General features: G+C 44.5%; 11 protein-coding genes and 2 tRNA genes. 9 read left to right on the top strand and 4 right to left on the bottom strand.

Annotated elements, in window-relative coordinates; translation table 11 throughout:
- Positions 1 to 151 precede the first annotated feature (151 nt).
- The 3 genes from HPC41_RS23740 to HPC41_RS23730 all read right to left on the bottom strand — a co-directional run bounded on the left by HPC41_RS23740 (position 152) and on the right by HPC41_RS23730 (position 1,164).
- A tRNA-Pro gene (locus tag HPC41_RS23740) sits at positions 152 to 225 on the bottom strand.
- Positions 226 to 433: 208 nt separating this feature from the next.
- Positions 434 to 868: a hypothetical protein gene (locus HPC41_RS23735; protein ID WP_172396582.1), complete on the bottom strand. Its 435-nt coding sequence runs from the start codon at positions 866 to 868 to the stop codon at positions 434 to 436.
- A 222-nt stretch (positions 869 to 1,090) separates the two neighbouring features.
- A tRNA-Pro gene (locus HPC41_RS23730) sits at positions 1,091 to 1,164 on the bottom strand.
- A gap of 576 nt (positions 1,165 to 1,740) precedes the next feature.
- Between HPC41_RS23730 and HPC41_RS23725 the strand changes: the two genes are divergently transcribed.
- Genes HPC41_RS23725 through HPC41_RS23690 form a run of 8 tightly spaced genes read left to right on the top strand, consistent with a single transcriptional unit; the run spans position 1,741 to position 19,510 of the window.
- Positions 1,741 to 8,721, top strand: a complete 6,981-nt coding sequence (locus tag HPC41_RS23725; RefSeq protein WP_172396581.1) for a type I polyketide synthase — start codon at positions 1,741 to 1,743, stop codon at positions 8,719 to 8,721.
- Positions 8,722 to 8,740: 19 nt separating this feature from the next.
- Positions 8,741 to 12,982, top strand: a complete 4,242-nt coding sequence (locus HPC41_RS23720; protein ID WP_172396580.1) for a type I polyketide synthase — start codon at positions 8,741 to 8,743, stop codon at positions 12,980 to 12,982.
- On the top strand, positions 12,970 to 13,269 hold the full coding sequence (locus tag HPC41_RS23715; RefSeq protein WP_172396579.1) for an acyl carrier protein: 300 nt from the start codon (positions 12,970 to 12,972) through the stop codon (positions 13,267 to 13,269). Before HPC41_RS23720 ends, HPC41_RS23715 begins: the two co-directional genes overlap by 13 nt.
- Positions 13,260 to 14,042, top strand: coding sequence for an alpha/beta fold hydrolase (locus tag HPC41_RS23710; protein ID WP_172396578.1), 783 nt, complete (start codon positions 13,260 to 13,262; stop codon positions 14,040 to 14,042). The genes HPC41_RS23715 and HPC41_RS23710 overlap by 10 nt, the downstream gene beginning before the upstream one ends.
- A complete protein-coding gene (locus HPC41_RS25470; RefSeq protein ID WP_172396577.1) occupies positions 14,035 to 16,440 on the top strand; it encodes a glycosyltransferase in 2,406 nt (801 codons plus the stop codon). Before HPC41_RS23710 ends, HPC41_RS25470 begins: the two co-directional genes overlap by 8 nt.
- 3 nt (positions 16,441 to 16,443) lie before the next feature.
- Positions 16,444 to 17,715, top strand: coding sequence for a condensation domain-containing protein (locus HPC41_RS23700; RefSeq protein ID WP_172396576.1), 1,272 nt, complete (start codon positions 16,444 to 16,446; stop codon positions 17,713 to 17,715).
- Positions 17,712 to 18,977 (top strand): condensation domain-containing protein, encoded by a 1,266-nt coding sequence (locus tag HPC41_RS23695; protein ID WP_172396575.1) that lies wholly within the window; start codon positions 17,712 to 17,714, stop codon positions 18,975 to 18,977. Before HPC41_RS23700 ends, HPC41_RS23695 begins: the two co-directional genes overlap by 4 nt.
- Entirely contained in the window at positions 18,974 to 19,510 is a 537-nt protein-coding gene (locus HPC41_RS23690) for a hypothetical protein (protein ID WP_172396574.1), read from the top strand. Before HPC41_RS23695 ends, HPC41_RS23690 begins: the two co-directional genes overlap by 4 nt.
- Before the next feature lie 220 nt (positions 19,511 to 19,730).
- On the opposite strand, the gene HPC41_RS23685 is transcribed toward HPC41_RS23690, so the two are convergent.
- Positions 19,731 to 21,836 (bottom strand): tetratricopeptide repeat protein, encoded by a 2,106-nt coding sequence (locus HPC41_RS23685; protein WP_246251013.1) that lies wholly within the window; start codon positions 21,834 to 21,836, stop codon positions 19,731 to 19,733.
- Positions 21,837 to 21,938: 102 nt separating this feature from the next.
- On the opposite strand from HPC41_RS23685, the gene HPC41_RS25465 reads away from it, so the two are divergent.
- The gene (locus HPC41_RS25465; protein ID WP_246251010.1) at positions 21,939 to 22,355 is read left to right on the top strand and encodes a hypothetical protein; all 417 of its coding nucleotides are present in this window, start codon (positions 21,939 to 21,941) and stop codon (positions 22,353 to 22,355) included.
- Positions 22,356 to 22,578 lie beyond the last annotated feature (223 nt).

Raw genomic sequence — 22,578 nt, 5'->3', positions numbered from 1 at the left:
AGTCGGGGTGGCAGGATTGGCTCAGCCACACATGGCCCAAGCACTACCCTGAGCCTCCTTCGGATCGAACCCCCACAGCAACTTAAGCGGCCGTAGGTTCTCCTCCTGCCTAGAAACAAAAAAAGCCCTAACTTTCGTTAGAGCTTTTCAGTCGGGGTGGCAGGATTCGAACCTACGACCTCCACATCCCAAATGTGGCGCGATACCGGGCTACGCTACACCCCGAAAAAGGTATCACCTTTGTTTTGTGTGGCACAAAAGTACAAAAAAATATTTTGAAAACAAACTATTTCACAACAACACACTTAACTTACTGATATATTGTTAAATAATTTCATAAAAGCCACCAAACAATATCCCCGAAAGTGAAAACCTTATCGATTGACGACCAAAAGCTTTTAGGTAAGCTATTGGTCGTCAATTCTCACTCGGATTACCAGCTTCTTTTAAATACCATTGTCGTTTTAACCGCACCTTCCTGATGAACCAATGTCAACTTAGATATTGTAGAAACAATATTTTCCTGAATATTATATTCAACACCATCAAACACCATTGTTTTTGGATCCGGCATACTATAATCATAAGCTACTGCCGATTTATCTTTTTTCTTATGCCAGGCACCATCCTTATCGAAATTAAGTGTTTCTCCCTGCTCCATCATTTCACGGGTTACATTCAATTCAGCAACACTATTTCCAGAGACTGTTTTTGTCCAGCGTTCCCAATTTCCGGTGCGAATTATATTCAGTGCAGCATCTCTGCCAATGCTATCAACAGTTTCCTTGCTACAAGAGGTCATTCCAACTGCAATTACTCCAAGTAATAACAGCATCCAGTTCTTAAAAGTTATTTTCAATGTGCTCATAATTTATTTTTGGGGGTACATTTGCAAGTATTATACCAGTTTTTATAGCAGTGCAAAAGCCGAGAATAATACTGATTCACATCCATCACCCATAACAGGGATAAAACTATGATGAAACTTACGTGGCGCAGTCTCTTAATTAAGATATAAAGCTTAAGCGGTCGTAGGTTCTCACCATCCCTAAAAACAAAAAAAGCCCTAACTTTCGTTAGAGCTTTTTAGTCGGGGTGGCAGGATTCGAACCTACGACCTCCACATCCCAAATGTGGCGCGATACCGGGCTACGCTACACCCCGAAAAAGGTATCACCTTTGTTTTGTGTGGCACAAATATACGCTTCTTTTGCATTCCCTGCAAGAATAACCACAAAAATAACACTAATCAACTGATATATTGAATCTTATTTATAATCAACCAAATAGTTAAATATAGATTTATATACAAACCTTAATATTGATATTATCTACAAGTTTTTTATATCCCCAATAGACTCAACAGGTACTTGTGACAACTATTATAGGATTAAAGCTTATCAAAGCATTATCACCAAAACATTATACAGAAAGTCTTTTGAGATAAAATTATCCATTTAGTTATTCCCGTTTAAGGGAAGTATTTATTTTTCTTAAAATTCAGCATTGAAAAACAAATTTAAATCTGATTTTCAATAAATTTGTAGCTTCTTGGTTAATAATACTCAGCCATTTACTCCTTTTTTGTTAAAAAATCATTATCAAATTACCTTTATTATTAAAAATATAACAAAAATTAATTACTTTTATTCCACCATAACAACCCTCCTATCAAAGCCACGACGATTTTGATTTTTGTTATGGGATCTCCTGCTATTATATTTTCAATATCATCAATGCATGAAAAATTTAACCATTATTGGATTAACACCTTTTGAAAAGCCTGACGTCAACCTCATGCCCAAACTCCATCAGGCGGGTGCATTTCCCGTATTAAGTTTAGGACACGACTTAGCCAGCGCTCAGGAAGCACTGAATCGATTTGATCAGACTGCTCTCTTTAATTATGGAATTTATTTTCCAAATGATAAATTGCTATCCCTCCAAATTCCGGAGAAGGTAAATCTTATCATTCTTCCTTTTGGCACTTGTGCTCCCACCGCCGAACACCTGCCTATTGTGTATCAAGTCAACAGCCTAGAAGAAGCTTTGTTGGCAAAAAAGCTTAATGCAAAAGGAATTATCATAAAAGGAAATGAAGCCGGAGGCCTCGTCGGTTATGAATCCACATTTGTCCTCTTCCAACGAATTATCCAAGAAATCCAATCGATACCTGTTTGGGTACAAGGTGGCATAGGCCTGCATACCGCCGCTGCCGCAAAAGCCCTTGGTGCCACTGGAATCGTATTGGACAGTCAGCTTGCGCTATTTCCCGAAAGCTCGGTTCCCCAGAGCTTCAAAACGCTCTGTGAAAAACTAAACGGTACAGAAACGAAGCTTATTGCCAACCATCGCGTACTGGTACGGCCAAACTCACCGACTCTCTCGGATCAGGTAGATTCAAACGAACTCACAACGTATTTCAAAGACCTTGATCCGACAACGAGTTATATCCCTATGGGACAAGACATTTCTTTGGCAGCCGATCTTTATGAAGATTTCAGGACATTGAAAAAACTTATTTTCGGATTTAAAGAAGCCATGTACGGCCATCTAAAACAGGCTAAAGCCTTGCGTCCCATCGATCGGAATAATGCATTGGCAAAACAACTTGGCCTACGCTACCCGATAGCACAAGGGCCCATGACACGTGTCAGTGATGTTCCAGCTTTTGCCAATGCTGTAGCTGAAGCAGGAGCCTTACCTTTTGTTGCACTATCTCTACTGCAGGGTGAACAAGCCAAGACCCTGGTCTTGGAAACCAAACAGCTTGCCGGGGATAACCCTTGGGGCATAGGTATTTTAGGTTTTGCTCCACAAGAATTGCGTGAAGAACAGACGGCCTATATTCTTGAAGCTAAACCTCCGGTTGTCCTGATTGCTGGTGGCCGGCCTGCACAGGCAAAGGTCTTTGAAAAAGCAGGCATAACAACATTTCTCCATGTACCTTCGCCAGCACTACTCGACATGTTCCTCAAAGAAGGCGCAAAAAATTTCATATTTGAGGGACGTGAATGTGGTGGTCATGTGGGACCTCTTTCAAGCACCGTGCTCTGGGAAAAACAGATTGAGCGTATCTTAAAAGAGGATCATCCGGAACAGATCAGCGTTTTCTTTGCCGGTGGTATCCACAATGCTTTTTCCACAGCTTTTGTTTCTATCATGGCAGCTCCTTTAGCTGCACGTGGCGTCAAGATAGGCGTATTGATGGGAACCGCATATCTCTACACACAAGAAGCTGTAAGCACCGGAGCGATTCAGGAAGAGTTCCAGATCCAAGCAATGCAAGCCAAAGATACTGTCCTTTTGGAGACCGCGCCTGGCCATGAAACACGCTGTCTAAATACAGCATTTGCTCAACATTTTAACCGGGAGAAATCCAAACTTTTGGCTGCTGGTGTAGATAAAAAAGAGGTCTGGGAACAACTCGAAAAATTAAACGTCGGCCGTCTGCGTATCGCAGCCAAGGGTATTGACCGACAAGGTGATAAACTGATCAACATCCCTAAAAGTGAGCAATTGGACCTGGGTATGTATATGATTGGCCAAATTGCAACCATGCATGATCAGGTAATCTCTCTTAGTGATCTCCACCAGAACGTAGGCATCGACAATCAACAATATATTCAGAAAGCGCCCTTAACGGAAGAACCACTGTCCTGTGAAAAACCTTTGGATGTCGCTATTGTTGGGATGGAATGTATTTTTCCAGGAGCTAAAAATCTGGAAGAGTTTTGGCGAAATATAATCCTTGGAAAAGACAGCGTTACGGAGGTTCCGGATGAACGCTGGAACAAAGATATTTACTATCAGCCTGACGCAGACGGCCCTGATGTATCCCATTCAAAATGGGGTGGTTTTATTCCAAAAATTGATTTTGATCCCTTAGCATTTGGGATTCCACCACAATCGCTCGCGGCCATTGAGCCGACACAATTATTGACTTTATTGGTAGCTAAGCGGGCGATGGAAGATGCTGGTTACGGTGAGAAACAGATCAACCGGGAAAATATTTCGGTTATCATCGGTGCTGAAGGCGGTAATGACCTCGCTAATAGTTATAGCTTTAGAGGATACTACAAACAGGTCTTTGGTGAACTCCATGAAGAAGTAAAGGAAGCGTTTCCCCATACCACAGAAGACTCCTTCCCCGGTATTCTGGCCAATGTTATCGCAGGCCGGATTACCAATAGGCTAGATCTTGGTGGTAGAAATTTCACAGTGGATGCAGCCTGTGCCTCTTCTCTTGCAGCAATTGACCTGGCCTGTCAAGAACTTATTCTTGGTAAATCGGATATGGTACTTGCCGGAGGAGCTGACCTCCATAATGGCATTAACGATTACCTTATGTTTTCAAGCACACACGCACTCTCGCGCAAGGGACGTTGTGCCACATTTGACCGTGAGGCAGATGGGATTGCCCTTGGCGAAGGCGTTGCCATATTGGTACTCAAACGCTACGAAGACGCTGTACGCGATGGTGACCGCATCTACTCAGTCATCAAAGGTGTTGGCGGTTCCAGCGACGGTAAAGCGTTGGGGCTTACAGCTCCGCGAAAAATTGGTCAGGTACGTGCGCTAGAACGTGCCTATAACCAAGCGGGTATCAGCGCAGCATCTGTTGGTCTGGTGGAAGCACATGGTACAGGAACTGTCGTGGGTGATAAAACAGAACTAAGTGCACTGACTAATTTATTCAGTCGTTCAGGCGCCTTACCGGCACAAACGCATTTAGGGTCTGTCAAAACGCAGATCGGCCACACAAAATGTGCCGCAGGATTGGCAGGATTGATCAAAGCTTCTCTAGCTGTATTTCATGGGGTTAAACCACCGACACTTCACCTCCAACAGCCAAACGCGTATTATAATACGCAAACCAGCCCTTTTGCTTTTCATGCTGAAACTGGTTTATGGACAGAAAAAAGGCGTTATGCAGGCATCAGTGCTTTTGGATTTGGGGGAACGAATTTCCATGCTGTTATTGCAAACCATCCGCAGGAGGATAGTACAATCGCATTGCAGTGCTGGCCATCAGAACTGTTTGTCTTCCGTGGTGATGACTACGAAGAAGCTAAAGCTCAATTGGGGCAGGTAAAAGCATTGTTGGATATCAACGACAGCCTTCCGTTAAAAGATATCGCCTACAGTTTGGCTGTGTCATCTGAAAAAGCGGTCCAACTCAGCATTGTTGCAGATACTGCCGAAGATCTCATGATGAAAATTGAACTGGTATTATCCGGTATCGAAAGCAAAGACAGCTTTATCGTTAATCAACGTGCAGGTAAAACAGCCTTCTTGTTTCCCGGACAAGGGAGCCAGCGCATTAATATGGCACGTGATCTCTTTGTCGTTTTTCCAGCAATGCGAAAGCTTATAGTTCAGTATCCGGAACTGGAAAAAATCGTCTTCCCCGCAACTACATTCGACGCCGAATCCCTGAAACAACAAAAAGAGACCATTAAAGATACGCGTTTGGCGCAACCGCTTTTGGGTATTGTCGACCTGGCCTTGGCAAAGTTCCTCCAGTCCCTAGGTATTGTTCCGGATATGCTGGCAGGCCACAGCTACGGCGAATTACCGGCACTGTGCTTTGCTGGTGTATTTGACGAAGAACAATTAGTCGAACTGAGTAGCAAACGTGCCCAATCGATACTGGATTCGGTAGAGAATGGAGATCCAGGTACCATGGTTGCTGTTAACACAGATACCGAACGCTTAAGAGCAGTCCTCGCTCGCATTGAAGGCTGTTATCCGGTCAACTACAATTCACCTACACAATGTGTTGTCGCTGGCAGTACAGCAGCAATCGGAAAACTGATGGAGCTGTTAAAACAGGAACGTATTTCCGCAAAAAAACTTGAAGTAGCCTGCGCTTTCCATAGCCCTTTGGTTGCTGGATCAAAGACCCTTTATGCGAATGTATTAAAGGATGTTTCCTTCCGGAACATGCAAATACCCGTGTGGTCAAACACGACAACAGGTTTATACCCTAGTTCAGCATCGGAAATAAAGGCGCAACTAACAGATCATTTGATCCAACCTGTACGCTTTGTTGAACAACTTCAGGCAATGTATGCGGATGGCGCACGAATATTTATTGAGGTAGGCCCGGGCAAAGTATTGACAGGCTTGACCAAAGCGTGCCTGGAGCAAGATCAATTAACATTATATGTGGAGGATAGCAACCGCAACAAATTGACACATTTGTTATGTATGCTCGCACAATATCTAGGAACAGGCCGCAATTTTTCGATTGATAAACTTTTTGAAGGCCGTCAAGTTCAACTTATTCACCTGGATCAACCAGATATCTATAAGAAAAGCCCCACTATCTGGCGTGTCAATGGACAGGCTGCACATCCGACAACGGGAAGTTTGCCCGTAAATGGTGCATTACCATTAGTAAGACCGATCAAAATGAGTAATCTTAACAACCCTATTGCTGCAACGACAGAAGCACAACCTGCTGCCGAGCGTATGCTGCAAGAATATTTAAACAGCATGAAAATGCTGATCCAGGCACAACGTGATGTGATGCTTTCCTTTTTAGGGCAAAACCCACATGCAATGCCAATGCCGGTCTATTCAAGTGAAGTATCAGATGGAGCAGCAGATCGTTTAGCGCCATCACCTGTTCAGCCAATCCGCAACGAGAAATCTATTATCGTACCTGCCTCAGAAACATCAACCAAAGATATTAAAGCTTTATTGTTACAGGTGGTGAGCGATAAGACGGGTTATCCCCACGAAATGCTGGGGATGGAAATGGACCTGGAGGCTGATCTCAGTATCGATTCCATAAAACGGGTCGAAATTATTGGGACTTTACGCAATGAACTCGGTACACTGACTTTTGATCTTGCAAATGAAGATACGGTCATGGAGCAACTCGCAGCCATAAAGACATTAAATGGTTTGTTGTCTTGGTTAACGGAATTCACCCGTGTCGCAGCCGCGACAGCAACAGCTGTTTCAACCGCAGACCCCACTTTGCCGGCAGCAAGCAAGTCTGTATTCTCCCTTGCAGAATTACAGACAGCGATCCTGGACATCGTCAGTGAAAAAACCGGTTATCCAAAGGAGATGTTAGGATTGGATTTGGACCTAGAAGCAGATTTGAGCATAGATTCCATCAAACGTATGGAAATCATTGCCGAACTCAAAACGAAGATCGGTTTTGGGGAAGATCTCGAACATGCGGAAGATCTGACGGAAACTTTGGCCGCGATTAAAACCCTGAATGGTCTGGCCTCCTGGATCAGTGAAGTCGGCAATACAGCGCCTGCACAGAGTTTCTTATCAAGACTTCGCTTTGATCTGACCCCTGCAGATAACGTTTCAGCACAACATATCGAAATTCTGCAAGGCAAACGTTTTGCCATTGCCCCAGATCATGGTCAACAGACAATAGCCATCAAAACCATGCTCGAAAAACATGGTGCTATTGCAGAATTGGTCAATCCGGAAAATGACCTTGCCGTTTTTGATGGTTTAATTATCTCCGATATATTTTCTGCGACCGTAGAGCATAATATTATAGACCAAGTCGATCTGATCAAAAAAATGGACCTGGATCGGGCAAAATGGGTTTATTTGATTTCGGATATCCCGGCACATGTAGCGAAAACAAATGATACACACACCCTGCGCCGTTATCAAGGCTACCCTGGACTATTTAAGAGTTTGGCCCGTGAGTTTGAACAGACCAACTGCAGGTTGATCAGTTTAAACACACCACAGGAAACGGATCAGATCGCAGAAATCGCTCTAAAAGAAATCTTAACCACAGACAAAACCGTAGAGGTCATCTACAAAAATGACCAGCGTCATACGCTCGATATTATTCCTTCACCACTCGCGATGGGCGGCGAAGAAGTGCAAATCCAATTGGACCAAAAGTCCGTTGTCCTTGTGCTTGGCGGGGGGCAAGGCATCACCTCAGAGCTGGTGAAACATATGTCAGCCTCTTATCCTTGCACCTACATCCTTGTGGGTAGGTCGGCAGATCCCAGAAAAGATACTTCGATCACAAAGGAGTTAGAAACAATGACTTCCAAGGAGCAGATCAGGACTCAGCTCATCAAATCGGGCCTATTCCATGCTCCGGCACAAATCGAAAAGGAGACAGTCCGCATCTTTAAGAACAATCAGATCCTGCGTACTATCCAAGATATGGAACGCTTGGGAAACACTGTCGTCTATAAGTCGCTGGATCTTTGTGATGAGGCTGGGTTAGCTACTTTACTCCATAAGATATATGAGCAATATGGTCAACTCGATGGTGTTATTCATGGTGCCGGCCTGTTGGAAGATAAACTTTTCAAACAAAAAACAATACATTCTTTTGGACGTGTCTTTGATACCAAAGTAAAACCATTGCGCGTATTGGCGGAACAACTACGTTCAGATTGTCAATTCGTCGTCTTGTTCTCCAGTATTGCATCTGTTTACGGCAACAAAGGACAGACAGATTATGCAGCAGCAAATAGTGTATTGGATGATTATGCCAACGTTTTGAATAAACGGCTGAAAGGTAAGGTCATTTCAATCAACTGGGGGCCATGGAAAGGTGCAGGTATGGTTTCGCAGACCTTGGAGACAGAATATGAGCGTCGCGGCATCTCGCTTATTCCGTTGGATGAAGGAAAAGAAATTTTCCTCAACGAGATTAAGTACGGCACGGAAAGCCAGGTGTTAATTATGTCAGGCAACAATTGGTAATCCCTCATAGCTATTGATTATGAAGAAAACAGACATTGCCATCGTCGGTTTATCCTGTGTGTTTCCGGGGGCACAGGACGCCAATATGTTCTGGCAAAATATCATCAATAAGGTAGACTCCACCGAATTTGCTCCAGCTGATCGCATTGATCCGATCCATTTTAGTGATAGCTCAGGGACGGTAGATCGTTTTTATTGCAAACGGGGTGGTTTTCTCCACGATTACACCTTCGATCCCACGACATTTGGCATCTTGCCACTTGCCGTCGCGGGTACCGAGCCAGATCATCTACTCGCACTTGATCTGGTGCAAAAGGCATTGGAAGATGCTGGCATATTCCAAAAGCAAATGTCTCTGGAAAGAGCCGGAATTATCATCGGAAAAGGAAACTATACCGGGCCGGGTGCAACCCGCGCCATAGAAATCGTACGCACAGGTGAACAGATTTCAGCACTCTTACAAGAACTTTTACCACAGGTACCTGCAGCAGATATCGAAAAAGTAAAACAAGCATTTCAGGAACGAAAGGGGCGTTTTGCCCCCGATACGGCCATGGGATTAATTCCCAACCTTGTCGCTTCGCTTGTCGCCAACCGCTTCAATCTGGGGGGAGTGGCTTTTACTGTCGATGCAGCCTGTGCAAGTGCGCTGATTGCTGTGGACCATGCCGTACAAGAGTTGCAGCGTGGCCGTAGTGACCTGATGATTGCGGGAGGAGTACACACGGGACAAAATGCTGCTTTTTGGAGCATCTTTGCTCAGTTGGGCGCGCTATCACGCAACCAGCAGATCAAACCTTTTAGCGTAGATGCGGATGGTCTCCTGATCGGTGAAGGCTGTGGCTTTGTGGTATTGAAACGGCTCGATGATGCTGTACGTGACCAAGATAAAATCTATGCTGTCATCAAAGGTGTAGGGGTGAGCAGTGATGGCCATGGTACCAGTGTGATGAGTCCATCGGTGAAAGGTCAGCTAAAAGCACTACAACAGGCTTGGGCGAATGCTGAGCTGGACGAAAAACAAATCGGTTACCTGGAAGCACACGGCACGGGAACTCCGCTTGGTGATAAAATAGAACTGCAGACCCTTTCCCAATTTTTCGGAAAAGAGGAGACAGCTCCCGTTGCGGGCATCGGTTCCGTCAAATCTAATATTGGTCATGCCATGCCTGCGGCAGGAATTGCGGGCCTCATAAAAACCTGCCTGGCGCTATATCATGATATACTGCCGCCTACGCTTTATTGTGACAATCCGATTTCAGACATGCAGGCCACACGGTTTACACCTGTACAGGAAGCAAAAAGCTGGTCAAAAGCAGGGCTACCTAAAGTGGCAGCAGTCAATGCCTTTGGTTTTGGTGGTATTAACGCACACGTAGTCTTAACAGGCTACAATATGCCCAAAAAAGATCCTGTCCTGTTACTTGCCCGGCCGACACATGCGGAACTGCTTTCTGCCTTACAGCATAACGACACAACAGTAGGTGAAGGTAATTACCGCCTGGCTCTATTTGATCCAACACCGGAACGGATTGAAAAAGCGATCAAAATCGTTGCAAAAGATAAAGCCTGGCGCAATAAACAGGATATTTGGTATACCTCTACACCCCTATTACAAGAAGGGGGCAAGGTTGCCTTTGTCTTCCCGGGTTTAGATGGTTTAGCTAAGGGTGAAGTAGACTCTGTCAGCCATTATTTTGGACTGACAGCGCCCATAATAACGGAAGGTGAAGGTTTATTGAGCGATGCACTGGGTATTTTCAATGCCTGTAGCATCCTTGATAATTCCCTAAAAAAACTAGGGATCTATCCCGATATGAACGCCGGACATAGTTTGGGGGAATGGTTAGCGGGTTATTCTTCGGAACTGGCAGAAGCAAGTTCGGTCAAAGATCTTATTGATGTACTTGACCCAAAAACATTTGAACTAAAGGATTCCAAATTTATTGCTATCGGAACAGGACTTAAGGAAATTACGCCTTTGATATCCGAGATCTCCAATATTTATGTTTCCAATGACAACTGTCCTCATCAGGTCATACTCTGTGGCAGTAATGCTGCTTTGGAGGAGCTTGTCCCGCTCTTGAAAGCGAAACAGATATTTCATCAGATCCTACCCTTCCAGTCTGGCTTCCACTCGCCTTTTGTGGCAGACAAGCTGGACCTGATCCTGGCGGGCATGGAGAAAGTACAGTTTCAGCAAACGAAGATTCCTTTGTGGTCAGCCACGACATTAATGCCTTACCCATCCGATCAGCAGGCTGTCCGCCAATTGAGCGCTGAACACCTTATTCAACCAGTCCGTTTTCGTGAGCTGACAGAAAAATTATACGAGGAGGGAGCCCGTTTCTTTATCCAGGTAGGGACAGGTGGATTGATCGGCTTTATTGACGACACCTTAAAAGGAAAAGCATTTAGCACATTGGCTTCCAGTGTGGCAACACGTTCGGCACTTGCACAGCTACAACGTGTCGTCGCAGCATTATTTGTGGAGGGTAAAACAGTAGCGCTGGATTTTCTGGCATTACAAAAACCCACAAAAAAAGCAACAAATAAAGGTATTAAATTGCAGCTTGGCTCGCCTATCGTGCGTAATTTTGAGGCCGTCAAAGATCTAGGAAAATCTTTGCCCACAGCCCAGCCACAACTTGCCACCCATACCGCTATAAGCGGAAATAATTCGCTAGTGCAGGCATTTCAGGAGAATATCGCCGATATGGCACGGATGCAGGAAGAAGTATTAACCCTCTTTCAAAACCGAACTGCCGCTGGTATTACCGCAACTGTTGAATCCCCACCTGTCCTGGAAAAACCGATAGAAAGACATTTCGCAAAAAGGCTACAGGTCAATTTGGACAGTCATCCCTACCTGATTGACCATAGCCTGCTGCGACAGCCAAAGGGATGGTCCGAAGTCGCAGACATGGAACCGGTGATTCCGATGACTATGATCTTTGAGTTGCTCGCAGAAATCGCCTTAGCAGAACAACCCGCAACCAAGATCCACAAAATCATGCAGGTAAGTGTGTTTCAATGGATGAACGTGGCCAAACCTTTTGAAAAAATGATCAAAGGTGAATGGCGTACCCCACAGCTTGCCTATCTGGAAATTGAGAATTTCGTAAATGCGGAAGTGGCTTTGTCTGTGGCATACCCTTTAGCTCCAAGCTTTGACCTTTCCATAGGGGAAAGCTTGCCCATCACACGTACTTCTGAAGAAATCTATGAGAAGCACATGTTTCATGGGACAGCCTATCAAGGAATCGTAGAGGTGACTGCCGTAGGGAAAAAGGGTATAACAGGCAAGATCAAAGGCAACGGTGGTAAAGGCTCCTTATTGGATAATGCGGGACAATTGTTTGGTCTATGGTTGCAACTTACGCTCACAAAAGATCGCATTGCATTCCCTGTAAAAATCAAGGAAATAGAATTTTTCGACGACATACATAACCAGGATGGTCTATTCGAATGTACCTGTGCGTTAACCGAGCTGAACGAGGAGTTTGCTATCGCAAACATTACCCTCCAACGAAACGGAAAAGTATGGTGTGCGATCCGTGGCTGGCAAAACAGAAGATTGGAGATCGACGAAGCGCTATGGAATGTCTCCATGTCGCCATTGCATAATCGCCTATCAACAGAAATTGCACCAGCTATTTTCTTCTTTCATCAGGCATATACCCGTGTCGCTTCCTGGGATTTTATCCTGAAACGTTATTTCAACCAAACGGAAAAACAACATTACCAACAACTGTTGCCCAATCGTCGAAAAAGCTGGATGGTGAGCCGTGTTGCGGTAAAAGATGCGGTACGACAGCTGCTGAGCCTCCAGAAAAACCCTTGCTATCCTATTACGTTTGAGATCCGCTCGGATGAAGCAGGCAAGCCTTATCTGTTGGGCGATATGACAAACGATATTCATATCTCACTGGCTCATAAAGGTAAGGATGCAGTAGCTATAGCCAGACAGCATAAACCAGTCGGCATAGATATGGAAGTCATCGCGGAACGTAGTGCTGGTTTTTACCCACTGGTTTTTACCGATGCGGAAATGGAGCTGCTCAAAGACAGGGAACAGGACGAATGGACAACCCGTTTTTGGGTAGCAAAGGAAGCTTATGGCAAGTTCCTCGGCACCGGCTTAAAAGGTAACCCAAAAAGACACGAAGTAGAACGTATCGAGGGAGATCATCTCTGGATCAATCAAATAGAAATAAAAACGATCAAATACCAAAATTATATTATCGGATGGACACTGTAAACACGACAAAAAAATTGAATCACGAGGAATTATTCGCCCTGTTAAAAGGTTTTATAACGGAAGTTATCGGCGAAGAATTTGTAGAAGAGATGGATATCACACCGGAAAGTTCCTTTACGAAAGATCTGGAAATGGACAGCATTGAAATTGTTTCTTTTTCAGAGAAAATCAAAGCACATTTTGGTGACCAGATTGATTTCACCGGTTGGCTATCTTCAATGGACCTAGATCAACTGATCAATCTTGACCTCCGTATGATCATCAATTATATCTACGAATGCCAATAATTACGGTAAACAATAGGAAAGTTCACATACAAGAACTTAACAAAGGTGCTGAACATACCCTGGTACTAATCCACGGTATGTTCAGCAACCTCTCTATTTACTATTTTAATATCGCTCCCATCCTGGCGCAGCATTTTCACATAGTCATGTATGACCTCAAAAGTCATGGTATGAGCGAACGTGCAATGGAAGGCTATGATCTCGATAACATGTCATCCGATCTGGTTGCTTTATTGGATAATCTGCAACTCCAAAACGTCCATCTTTTGGGATATAGTTTTGGTGGACTTATTGCACTTAAGACAGCCTTGCAGATACCTAACCGTGTAGAACGGCTAGTCGTTATGGAGGCTCCGGATCCGCAGGATGAGAAAGCACGTAATATTATCGATGAATATAGCAAAGAATTTTTGGAACATTACATCGCCAATTTTACAGATACCACAAAAATGAAGATGGGAAAACGACAGTTTGAAAAAAATCATCGTCTCTACGAATTTTTATTCAATCAGACGAGCATCAAAGCGGATATGATCAAAGAGAAATATTTCCTCCATGAAATGGATACAACGGCGTTACCACCGTCCACCCTGCTGCTGTATGGAGATACTTCCAACTGTAAACCAACGGGTGAATGGCTGCAAGCAAAAATCCCCGGTGCTCAACTTGAGCTTATTCCTGGAGATCATAATATTCCGATACAAGAACCTGTACAGATTGCTGAAACTATCCTTGATTTTTTATCTAACCCTTTATTACAAAACCATGGCTAAATTTGTGTTTGTTGTCCCCCCACTAACAGGTCATGTCAATCCAACGTTGAGTATCGGTGCTGAACTATTGGAAAGAGGACATGAGGTGGCCTGGATCAGTCTTGACAAAAACTTAACCGATAAACTTCCGACTGGCGGAAAACTATTGCTTATTCAGTATGACCAGAGCGATGAAGAAAAGAAAGAAAGCGAACAATATCTCGATATCATATCAAAAAAGATTGTTTATGGTATCGATAGCATCAAATTTCTGTATGAAGATGTACTTATCCCTTTAAATAGACATTGTTATAAGGGTATTCTTACTTTATTGGAAGCATTTGCGCCCGATCAGGTCATTGGAGACCATCAATTATTCGCCGCAGCCATTGTAGCAAAAAAACTGGGACTGTGCTATGTGACCACTGTCACGGCTCCTGCAGCAATTAAAATTGTCAGCGAGCTTCCGAAAGTCCACGAGTGGGAACAAAAGCAGATCATCGCCTTGCAACAGGAACTGGGCGTATCGGGCAATAAGTCTTTGGACTGTTCGGAACTACTTACGCTCGTCTTGACATCCCGTTATTTCTTTGGGGAGATGGAGCTCGCGCCAAACTATCAGTTTACAGGCCCTGTTTTGTCGGAGCGCAGGGTATCCACGGTATTTGACTGGGCTAAACTCCATGCAAATACCCGAAAAAAAATCCTGGTCAGCATCGGCACCACCTTTGACCATGAGCATAAGAAAGCATTTTTCCAAAAAGTAATCGATGCCTTTGCCGGCGAGGACTTGACTGTCGTTGTTGTTTCAGATCCGCAGCTATTTGAATCCTGGCCTCAGAATTTCATGGTTTATCAACACATCCCACAACTGGATTTGTTACCGCATCTCGATGCAGTCGTATGCCATGGTGGCCATAATACCGTTTCCGAAACGCTGATGCAGGGTTTGCCACTTGTGGTCATTCCAATTGCTTATGACCAGTCGCATGTAGCTGGCCGCGTAGCTCGTACTGGCGCCGGTGAACGACTGAATTTCAATCGCTTTAAAGCGCATCATTTAAAAGAAAGTGTCCATACGATCCTCAGCAATCCATCTTACCGCGAAGCGGCAGAAACTGTTCGCCAGTCTTTTAGGGATGCCGGAGGCACAAAAACCGCCGCAAACTTATTAGAACAAGCGGTATCTTCCCGCACTCCACGGACGGAACTGCCAGCGAAGTTTCTCTTTGTTGTACCACCATTTTTTGGACACATCAGCCCAACATTAAGTGTCGGGGCGAGCCTACTTGCCCGCGGACATGAGGTCAGATGGTTTGGCATTACCCCCCTGGCAGATCATCATATCCCTGCAGGTGGAAGTTATATCTATCCTGAAGAGGAATTAAGCCCTTTTCAGGAAGAACTCCAGCATTTATTAAAGCGTCAGGACGACGGCCCTTCCTGCTCTGGCCCAGAAGTCATGAAACTGGCTTTGGAAGAAACTTATGTCCCTATCGCGAAAATGATGATGCCGGGATTAGAACGCCTTCTTGACCAATGGCAGCCCGATGTGATCATAAACGACTGCATCACTTTTGGCGGGGCGCTATTCGCTCATAAACATCAGATTCCTTGCGTAACAACAACGCCAGTTCCACCAGATGTCATGGGTGATACGGAAAAAAGTGCCCCTAAGATATTTGAGTGGCAGCAAAACCTGATCAAAGATCTCCAAAAGGCAGTAGGAATTTATGATGAGGGAATCTTTATACACTCTCATCAGCTCAACCTTATATTTACATCTCAGGCATTTGCCGGTTTTGAGACGGTACCACCACACATGAAATTTGTCGGCCCGGTCAAAGGACGTCCGAATAACACGCCTTTTGACTGGGACCGCCTGGCCGCAAGTAACACACCAAAGGTATTTGTATCTCTAGGCACATTGTTGGTGGATATCCGAAAAGCGTTTTTCGGGAAACTGATCGAGGCTTTTAAGGATCAGCCGGTTACCATTATTGCAGCTACTCCGCCAGAGATATTCGAAGAATGGCCTTCCAATTTTATTGTGAGCGGATTTGTACCTCAATCCGAACTGATGCCACACATGGATATGGTCATTTGCCACGGTGGCTTCAATACGGTGAACGATACCTTTACGAACGGTCTACCCATGCTGATCACGCCGATTGCCTATGATCATTTTCATACGGCCAAACTCATTGAACAGGCCGGCTGCGGATTGAGCATCCGGTACAAGCGCCTGCGCATTGATACCCTACGCGACACTGTATTTGAGTTATTGAATAATCCCAAATACAGAAATGCCGCTAAGGAGGTACAAAAAACTTTTCAAACAGCGGGTGGCAACGATCAGGCTGTAGCGCTATTGGAAGGCTTTGTAAAACAAGAATGTTCGACGTTGGCACAGATATAGGCTATGAAAAGAAAACTACTATTTGGTGAACGCATGCTGCTAGGGGATGGAACCGAACCGTTCAACGCAGTTATTCCCTTTCGGCTACATGGTATTTTCAAAGAAGAAGAAATCAGATATGCCTTGGGTCGACTTCAGGAAAAACATCCTTGGTTAAAAGCGCTCATCCAATATGATGAGCAGCATATACCCTGGTTTCAAGTTCCGGAGGCAACCGTATCCATCCCGATACGGTTGGTAAATCGAGAAAATGAAGATGACTGGCAGGAGGAGTCCAAACAGGAATGGCATTCGACCTTCGATTATCAGACTAAACCTTTAATCCGATTTGTCTGGATTAAGGGAGAAGTAGTTTCGGATATGCTCTTTGTATTCCATCATTGCCTCTGCGATGGTGGTTCGGCTATGGCCCTATTATATGAATTTTTAAAGGTGTTAGACAATCCTAATGCAGAAATCGGACTAGAGAATCCTATTCTTGGTATTGAAGATGTGGTACCAGCGCATATTCTGCAGAGTGGCAAGAAGCAATTCAAAGCAAAAACAATCGGCCGATTAGCAGCTTTGGCCATTAAATGCATTCCTGTCGGCAGAAAAGTGATTGACCGGCAGACAGACTATTTGATTCATTGGAAGTTTGACAAAAAAACCAGTGAACAACTGATTTCCTATTGTAAATCACGGGGTATCACCGTCAACACATTTTTAGGGGCAACGGTGCTGGAGGCATTTCGGAAAGTACGCGGGGCGGCAGCTTTCAATAAAGTCTCCTGTCCCGTGGATATCAGACGTTTTGCTCCCCAGATAAAAGATGATCATATTTTTGCGTTCGGATTGATGATCGTCATGTCTTTGAATCAAAAATTGAACTTTATGGATAATCTCCGGTTGATGCAGACAGAAGTGGAACGCAAAACAGCAAAACTCAATCCATATATCACCATGATGGTCATGGAATCTGCCCACGATGCGCTAAAAAACTTCACGCGGCTGTTAAAACGGGGCAAGTCATCCAACGATTGTATGTTTTCCAATTTGGGGCGTATACAGATCCCCGATCAATACCGCACATTCAGCCTGGAAACTGTCTTTAGTCCATCCGTCATTGGTCCTCTGGGCAACACAACGACAATGGTCACTTCTACCTTTCGTGGACAGATGGATTTCTCCTTTATGGGAAGTGAGGGCTATTTACCACAAGCCGAAGCACTCGCCATCCGCGATGAGATCATAGGTCGGATCAGGCAACAATTAGATTATAAGACGGCATCATGATCAAAAGAAAACTAATGATGGTGGAACGTATCATGTATATCGATATCGAAACACCACTGAATTGTGTATTTACGGCAAAGATCAAGGGCGAGATCATCGAAGAACATCTTCGAAACGCGTTAGTAAAAATTCAGCACAAACATCCTTTGCTCCGATCGTCCATCCAAATCGAGCATACACAACAGCCTTACTTTGTTGTGAAGGATGATATGGCGCCTATTCCACTCCATATCGTCAAGCGCCAAACAGATATGGATTGGCTCACTGAATCAAAAGGGGAATGGTATCGCTCATTTAAAATTGACAGCAAGCCGCTAGCGCAATTGATATGGATCAAAGGGAGTTCTGTTTCGGAATTGCTTTGGGTATTACCCCATTGTGTCTGTGATGGAACCAGTATTGTCACCTTGATGCGCGAACTGCTTGAGCTTCTGGATAATCCGGATAATGAACTCATCCCCTACCCGCTTTTTAAATCGGTTAACGAATTCCTGCCACAGAACTTCGACATTCAGAAAAAATCACGTAAAGCGAAGTGCTATTTGTTGTTGGCAAGGTTCTTCCTTTTCCTGCAACGAAAGAGCAGAAAAAGAAATTCTGGGAAAAACTATGCAATACACTGGAAACTTGATATAGAAAAAACTGCTGCCATAACCCAAGGCTGTAAAGATCAAGGTATTTCTGTCCATGCGCTCCTATGCTCAGCATTTATGCAAGCTTTTCGGGAGATACAGGGGAAGGCTTCGAAAAATAAAGTGATCAGCCCCGTAGATATCCGCCATTTTATCCCAGAAATCAAACAGGACCATATGTTTGCTTTTGCCCCAACGGTAGAGCTTTCTTTAAAGAAAGGGAGCAAGAGCATTTTGAACAGTGCGAAAGATATCAAAGCAACACTTGCGCAGAAAATGGAAAAGGTAGTGGCTCGTGAGCTGCTATGGATGGGTGAACAAATGCATCCACTTGTGGATCGCATGATTGGTATGCTAAAATCGAGCCCGGGCGGGCATGATATCACCCTTTCCAATATGGGTAAGATTCATATCCCAAACGCGTATGACAACTTCACTTTGGAGACTATATATAGTCCGACAGTGGCTTTTCCCTGGCTGAATTCAAATACTTTGGTTGTGACGACATTTAATCAACAAATGGATTTTACGTTTATGTCCAATGAAGATTTTTTACCAAAAGAAGAAGCTATTAAAATAAAAGATAAGGCGATTACATTAATGACCTTATCCTTATCGAATGACACATGACAAGACTTGCTGAAACCAAGAAAATAAAAAAAACAACACTCAGGCGCTTTTTAAGAAAGCGTGCAATTTATTATATTCTTCCCAATGTATTCTTCAATTTCCTGGTTGCTTATGCGAGCTTTCAGGAACTGGGTTATACCCATTTTTTTGCTGGTCCTCAAAGTCTGGCCCGACTGACGCTACCTATGGCCATATTTTTACCTGTCGTCCTTACCATGGATATTATCAAACGGGTGATCGCGGCCATCGAACAGGAGTCGATCGAATTAACGTTAGATAATGAACTGAATAGGAATAGATTTATTATGAAGCTCTGTCTCATCCATGGTTTTGTAACGGGTTTATTTGTATTCATTTGTCTTCTATTGGCACAATATAACCTGTCTACACACTACAAACTAAATGCAACTGCTATGGCTATTTTAGATGCGCTGCTCGCAGGTGTGTTATCAATTTTGTTCACATACCTACCAATCAAGAAATTAAGAAAGCATTTGTCTGAGTCATCATTAAAAACACAGAAAATAGAATAAAATTAGCTTACGATTGTATTTTATCATTTAAGAATCGTCGGTAAACATTGGTTTTGTGAGATAAATATACATATAGTTTCAGGCCTTCTTGTAAATGGATCTTTATTTTCTCAGAAATGCAATTACCGTAATGTATTGATTTTTGGTTTTGTTGACTGTTAGGATTAAACAAAAAAGCGCTAACTTTCGTTAGCGCTTTTTCAATCATCAAAAATTGCGGTTACTTTTTGTTCAATTTCTGTAAACGCTCTTTTGCCGACGGGACGACATCATCATCTTTTTCATAATTTTCAATCACACTTTTCAACGTACTCTTCGCTTGGAAAGTATTGCCTTTACGCGCATAGGCATCTGCAAGCAATATGAAGCTCTTGGCCACCCAATATTCCTGGGCCTCCCTATTGTTGATCACATCAAAAGCAGTTTCTTGGGCTTTATCGTATTCTTTGTTATCATATTGCAGTTGCGCCACACGGTACCGTGCCTCTGCCCCAACCTCCGTCTGACTCTTCAGCGCGGCCAGATTGAGCTCATTCATGGCTGACACTATATTCTTTTCCTGCAGCAAGGCTCTGCCACTGTATAAATGTGCTTTGGCAATTTCCTCTTCTGTTGCACCATCGTAATTCTTTATAAACTGCACATATTTGGCCATCTGCTCCATATCGCCGAGTTCGAAATAACAGATCATCAGGTTAGTTACCGCATAGCCATAGTTCTTTTTATATTCGGAAGTTAACTCCAACTTTTTGAGGTGCACAATAGCTTCATTGTATTCCTTCAGGTCTAGGTAGAGCGCAGCCACCGTCAGCAAGGTATTCTCCGTATACTTGCTTGTCCAATCGTTCAGGATGATATTCAGATCGTGCAGCGCTTCCTGCGGATGCCCGGTCTTGTACGAACTCACCCCACGGATGTAACGCGCGAATTTCTCTTGTTTCGGTTTCGGGAATTTATCAAAGTAGGCATTGATCGCTTCCACAGCAGCTCCGTATTCTCCTCGGGCAAAGAGGGAATGGGCTGCCTGGAAAGCCTGGTCATCCTGCTCCGCAGGACTCAGATTCCCTACATTGCTACCGATCGCATAGCGGATATAGCTCGTGGCATCGCCCTGATCGAGGTAGATATTTTCAATGAAACGCATCGCCTGCTCTGCCTCGGCGGTTCGCGCATATTTCTCCACCACCTGTTGGAAGGTGGCCTTCGCTGGTTCGGGTTCATCGTTATTGTACTGCACAAGCCCGATGGTCATCAGCGCACGCGGAACATAGCTGCTGCGTGGGTACTTTTCGATCATTGCTTGTAACCCTTTGAGCGCATTCTCATAATCGCCCATCGTGAAATAGGTGTAAGGGATCTCAAAGGCCGCATCATCGGCATAGTTCGAAGCCGGAAATTGTTTCAGAACGGATCGCAGGGTACTGAGCTTGGTTTCATTGTCGCCCTGCAATCCAAAGAGTACACCGCGTTGGAACAACGCATAGTCCTGATTGGGCGCTTTGCCGTTGATCAGCTTGTCGTAGTAGCTGTTGGCCCGGCTGTAATCGCGCAGGCACAGATACGAATCGCCCAGACGTGCGATGACGTCATACCGTATATTTTCATCCACGGTACTACCTCCGGCCTTCAGAAAGCGCTCAAAATAATCGGCTGCCAGTGCGAAACGGTTATTTCGGTAAGCCGCATAGGCCAGCCCATAATTGGCATAATTATAGACTTCGTTGTTTTTTGCCGCAGGCAAGCTCAGGAAACGGGAGAAATTTTCCACGGCCTCCCCGAATTTACGCACTTCATACATCGCCTCCGCTTTCCAGTAGGTGGCCAGGGCCGCCATTTCCGCATTGATCGGAAATTTTTCCGAACGCATAAACATGGATATGCTATTTTCGAAAGCACGCTCATTATAAAACTCCAATCCGCGATAGTAGGTTACCTTTTGATAGATCGCATCGACTTCCCGGCCACGCTCCTTCAGCGATTCCAGCATGCTGACACCGGCATGGAAGTTGGTCGTCCCGCGCAGGATTTCAGCGGATAGTATCTCCGGACTTTCCTGTCTTTTGGCACCCGGATCTACAGGTTTCACTTCCTGAGCGATATATTTCTCGAGAACTTGCTGGGCGGCCTGGGTGGAGTCCATGGCAAACAGGACTTTGGCGTAGTTAAAGAGCGCATCGGCTTTCACTTGCCGGTCGAGATCTAGTTTCGTCGCTTTGACAAAGGCATTTCGTGCCGCTTGCTTGTCGCCCGTTTCCAGGGCTATATGGCCCAAGGTCATGATCGCGCCCTGATAAAATGCATCCGAAGGTTTCATCGATTCCAACATACCGCTCGCTCTTTTGTATTCGCCGGCCCCGTAGGCCAGATAGCTGATGCGGTAATTGTCAATATTGCTTTGCGAAGCGTCCGGATGACGTTTCATCAACTCATGGTAATACGCCTGTTTATATTTTTGTTGTGCCAAATAGGTGCTGGTGGCAATCTGACGCAGCTCCGTTTCGATCGCGTCGCGGTTGATAAGTTGCATATTCGGGCTCCGGCGCACTTTGACGGCATCGGCCAGCATCGGCCGGTAATCGCGTACGACATCAATGGAATCCATGGTCTGGACTTGCTCCGCAGTCCGTTGCTCGGGCAGCTGCTGCTTTTCTTTTTGCTGCGGCTGTTGCTTCTCTTTCTGCTGTTTCACCACTTCCTGCGCATGCCCTGTAAACAGCATAGCCGAAAGTGCTCCAGTAAGCAGGCATTTCAGGTAGTTGTCGCCGATTCTTTCTTTCAATATCATTGTTCGTCCGTATTTCTGAGTTTTTCCAAACGTTCCTTTGCCGAGGAGGCAATAATGTAATCTTCCTTAGCTAGTAGAGCCAAAACTAAAGAATTCCAACCACATTGGGTAAATCATCGAAAAAAATTTGGTTCCTAAAAAACAATTTATAGGTCCCATCTCGTTTACGCGATTTCCCATTCTTGCTATCGGCAATTAAATTGATACAATAATGGAGCCAAGAAGAAAAAGGCCTAAAGTGAGAGAAACAAAAAAAGCCCTAACTTTCGTTAGAGCTTTTCAG

Source organism: Sphingobacterium prati (genome assembly GCF_013167215.1).
Classification (GTDB): Bacteria; Bacteroidota; Bacteroidia; order Sphingobacteriales; family Sphingobacteriaceae; genus Sphingobacterium; species Sphingobacterium prati.
This window is presented reverse-complemented; position numbering and strand designations above follow the sequence as displayed.

Excerpts from the sequence above, each read along its gene's own strand:
- HPC41_RS23690 (WP_172396574.1), top strand. The coding sequence starts at position 18,974 with ATGACAAGACTTGCTGAAACCAAGAAAATAAAAAAAACAACACTCAGG.
- HPC41_RS23715 (WP_172396579.1), top strand. The coding sequence starts at position 12,970 with ATGGACACTGTAAACACGACAAAAAAATTGAATCACGAGGAATTATTC.
- HPC41_RS23685 (WP_246251013.1), bottom strand. The coding sequence starts at position 21,836 with ATGTTGGAATCGATGAAACCTTCGGATGCATTTTATCAGGGCGCGATC.
- HPC41_RS25470 (WP_172396577.1), top strand. The coding sequence starts at position 14,035 with ATGGCTAAATTTGTGTTTGTTGTCCCCCCACTAACAGGTCATGTCAAT.
- HPC41_RS23700 (WP_172396576.1), top strand. The coding sequence starts at position 16,444 with ATGAAAAGAAAACTACTATTTGGTGAACGCATGCTGCTAGGGGATGGA.
- HPC41_RS23735 (WP_172396582.1), bottom strand. The coding sequence starts at position 868 with ATGAGCACATTGAAAATAACTTTTAAGAACTGGATGCTGTTATTACTT.
- HPC41_RS23710 (WP_172396578.1), top strand. The coding sequence starts at position 13,260 with ATGCCAATAATTACGGTAAACAATAGGAAAGTTCACATACAAGAACTT.
- HPC41_RS23695 (WP_172396575.1), top strand. The coding sequence starts at position 17,712 with ATGATCAAAAGAAAACTAATGATGGTGGAACGTATCATGTATATCGAT.
- HPC41_RS23725 (WP_172396581.1), top strand. The coding sequence starts at position 1,741 with ATGAAAAATTTAACCATTATTGGATTAACACCTTTTGAAAAGCCTGAC.
- HPC41_RS25465 (WP_246251010.1), top strand. The coding sequence starts at position 21,939 with ATGGTAATACGCCTGTTTATATTTTTGTTGTGCCAAATAGGTGCTGGT.
- HPC41_RS23720 (WP_172396580.1), top strand. The coding sequence starts at position 8,741 with ATGAAGAAAACAGACATTGCCATCGTCGGTTTATCCTGTGTGTTTCCG.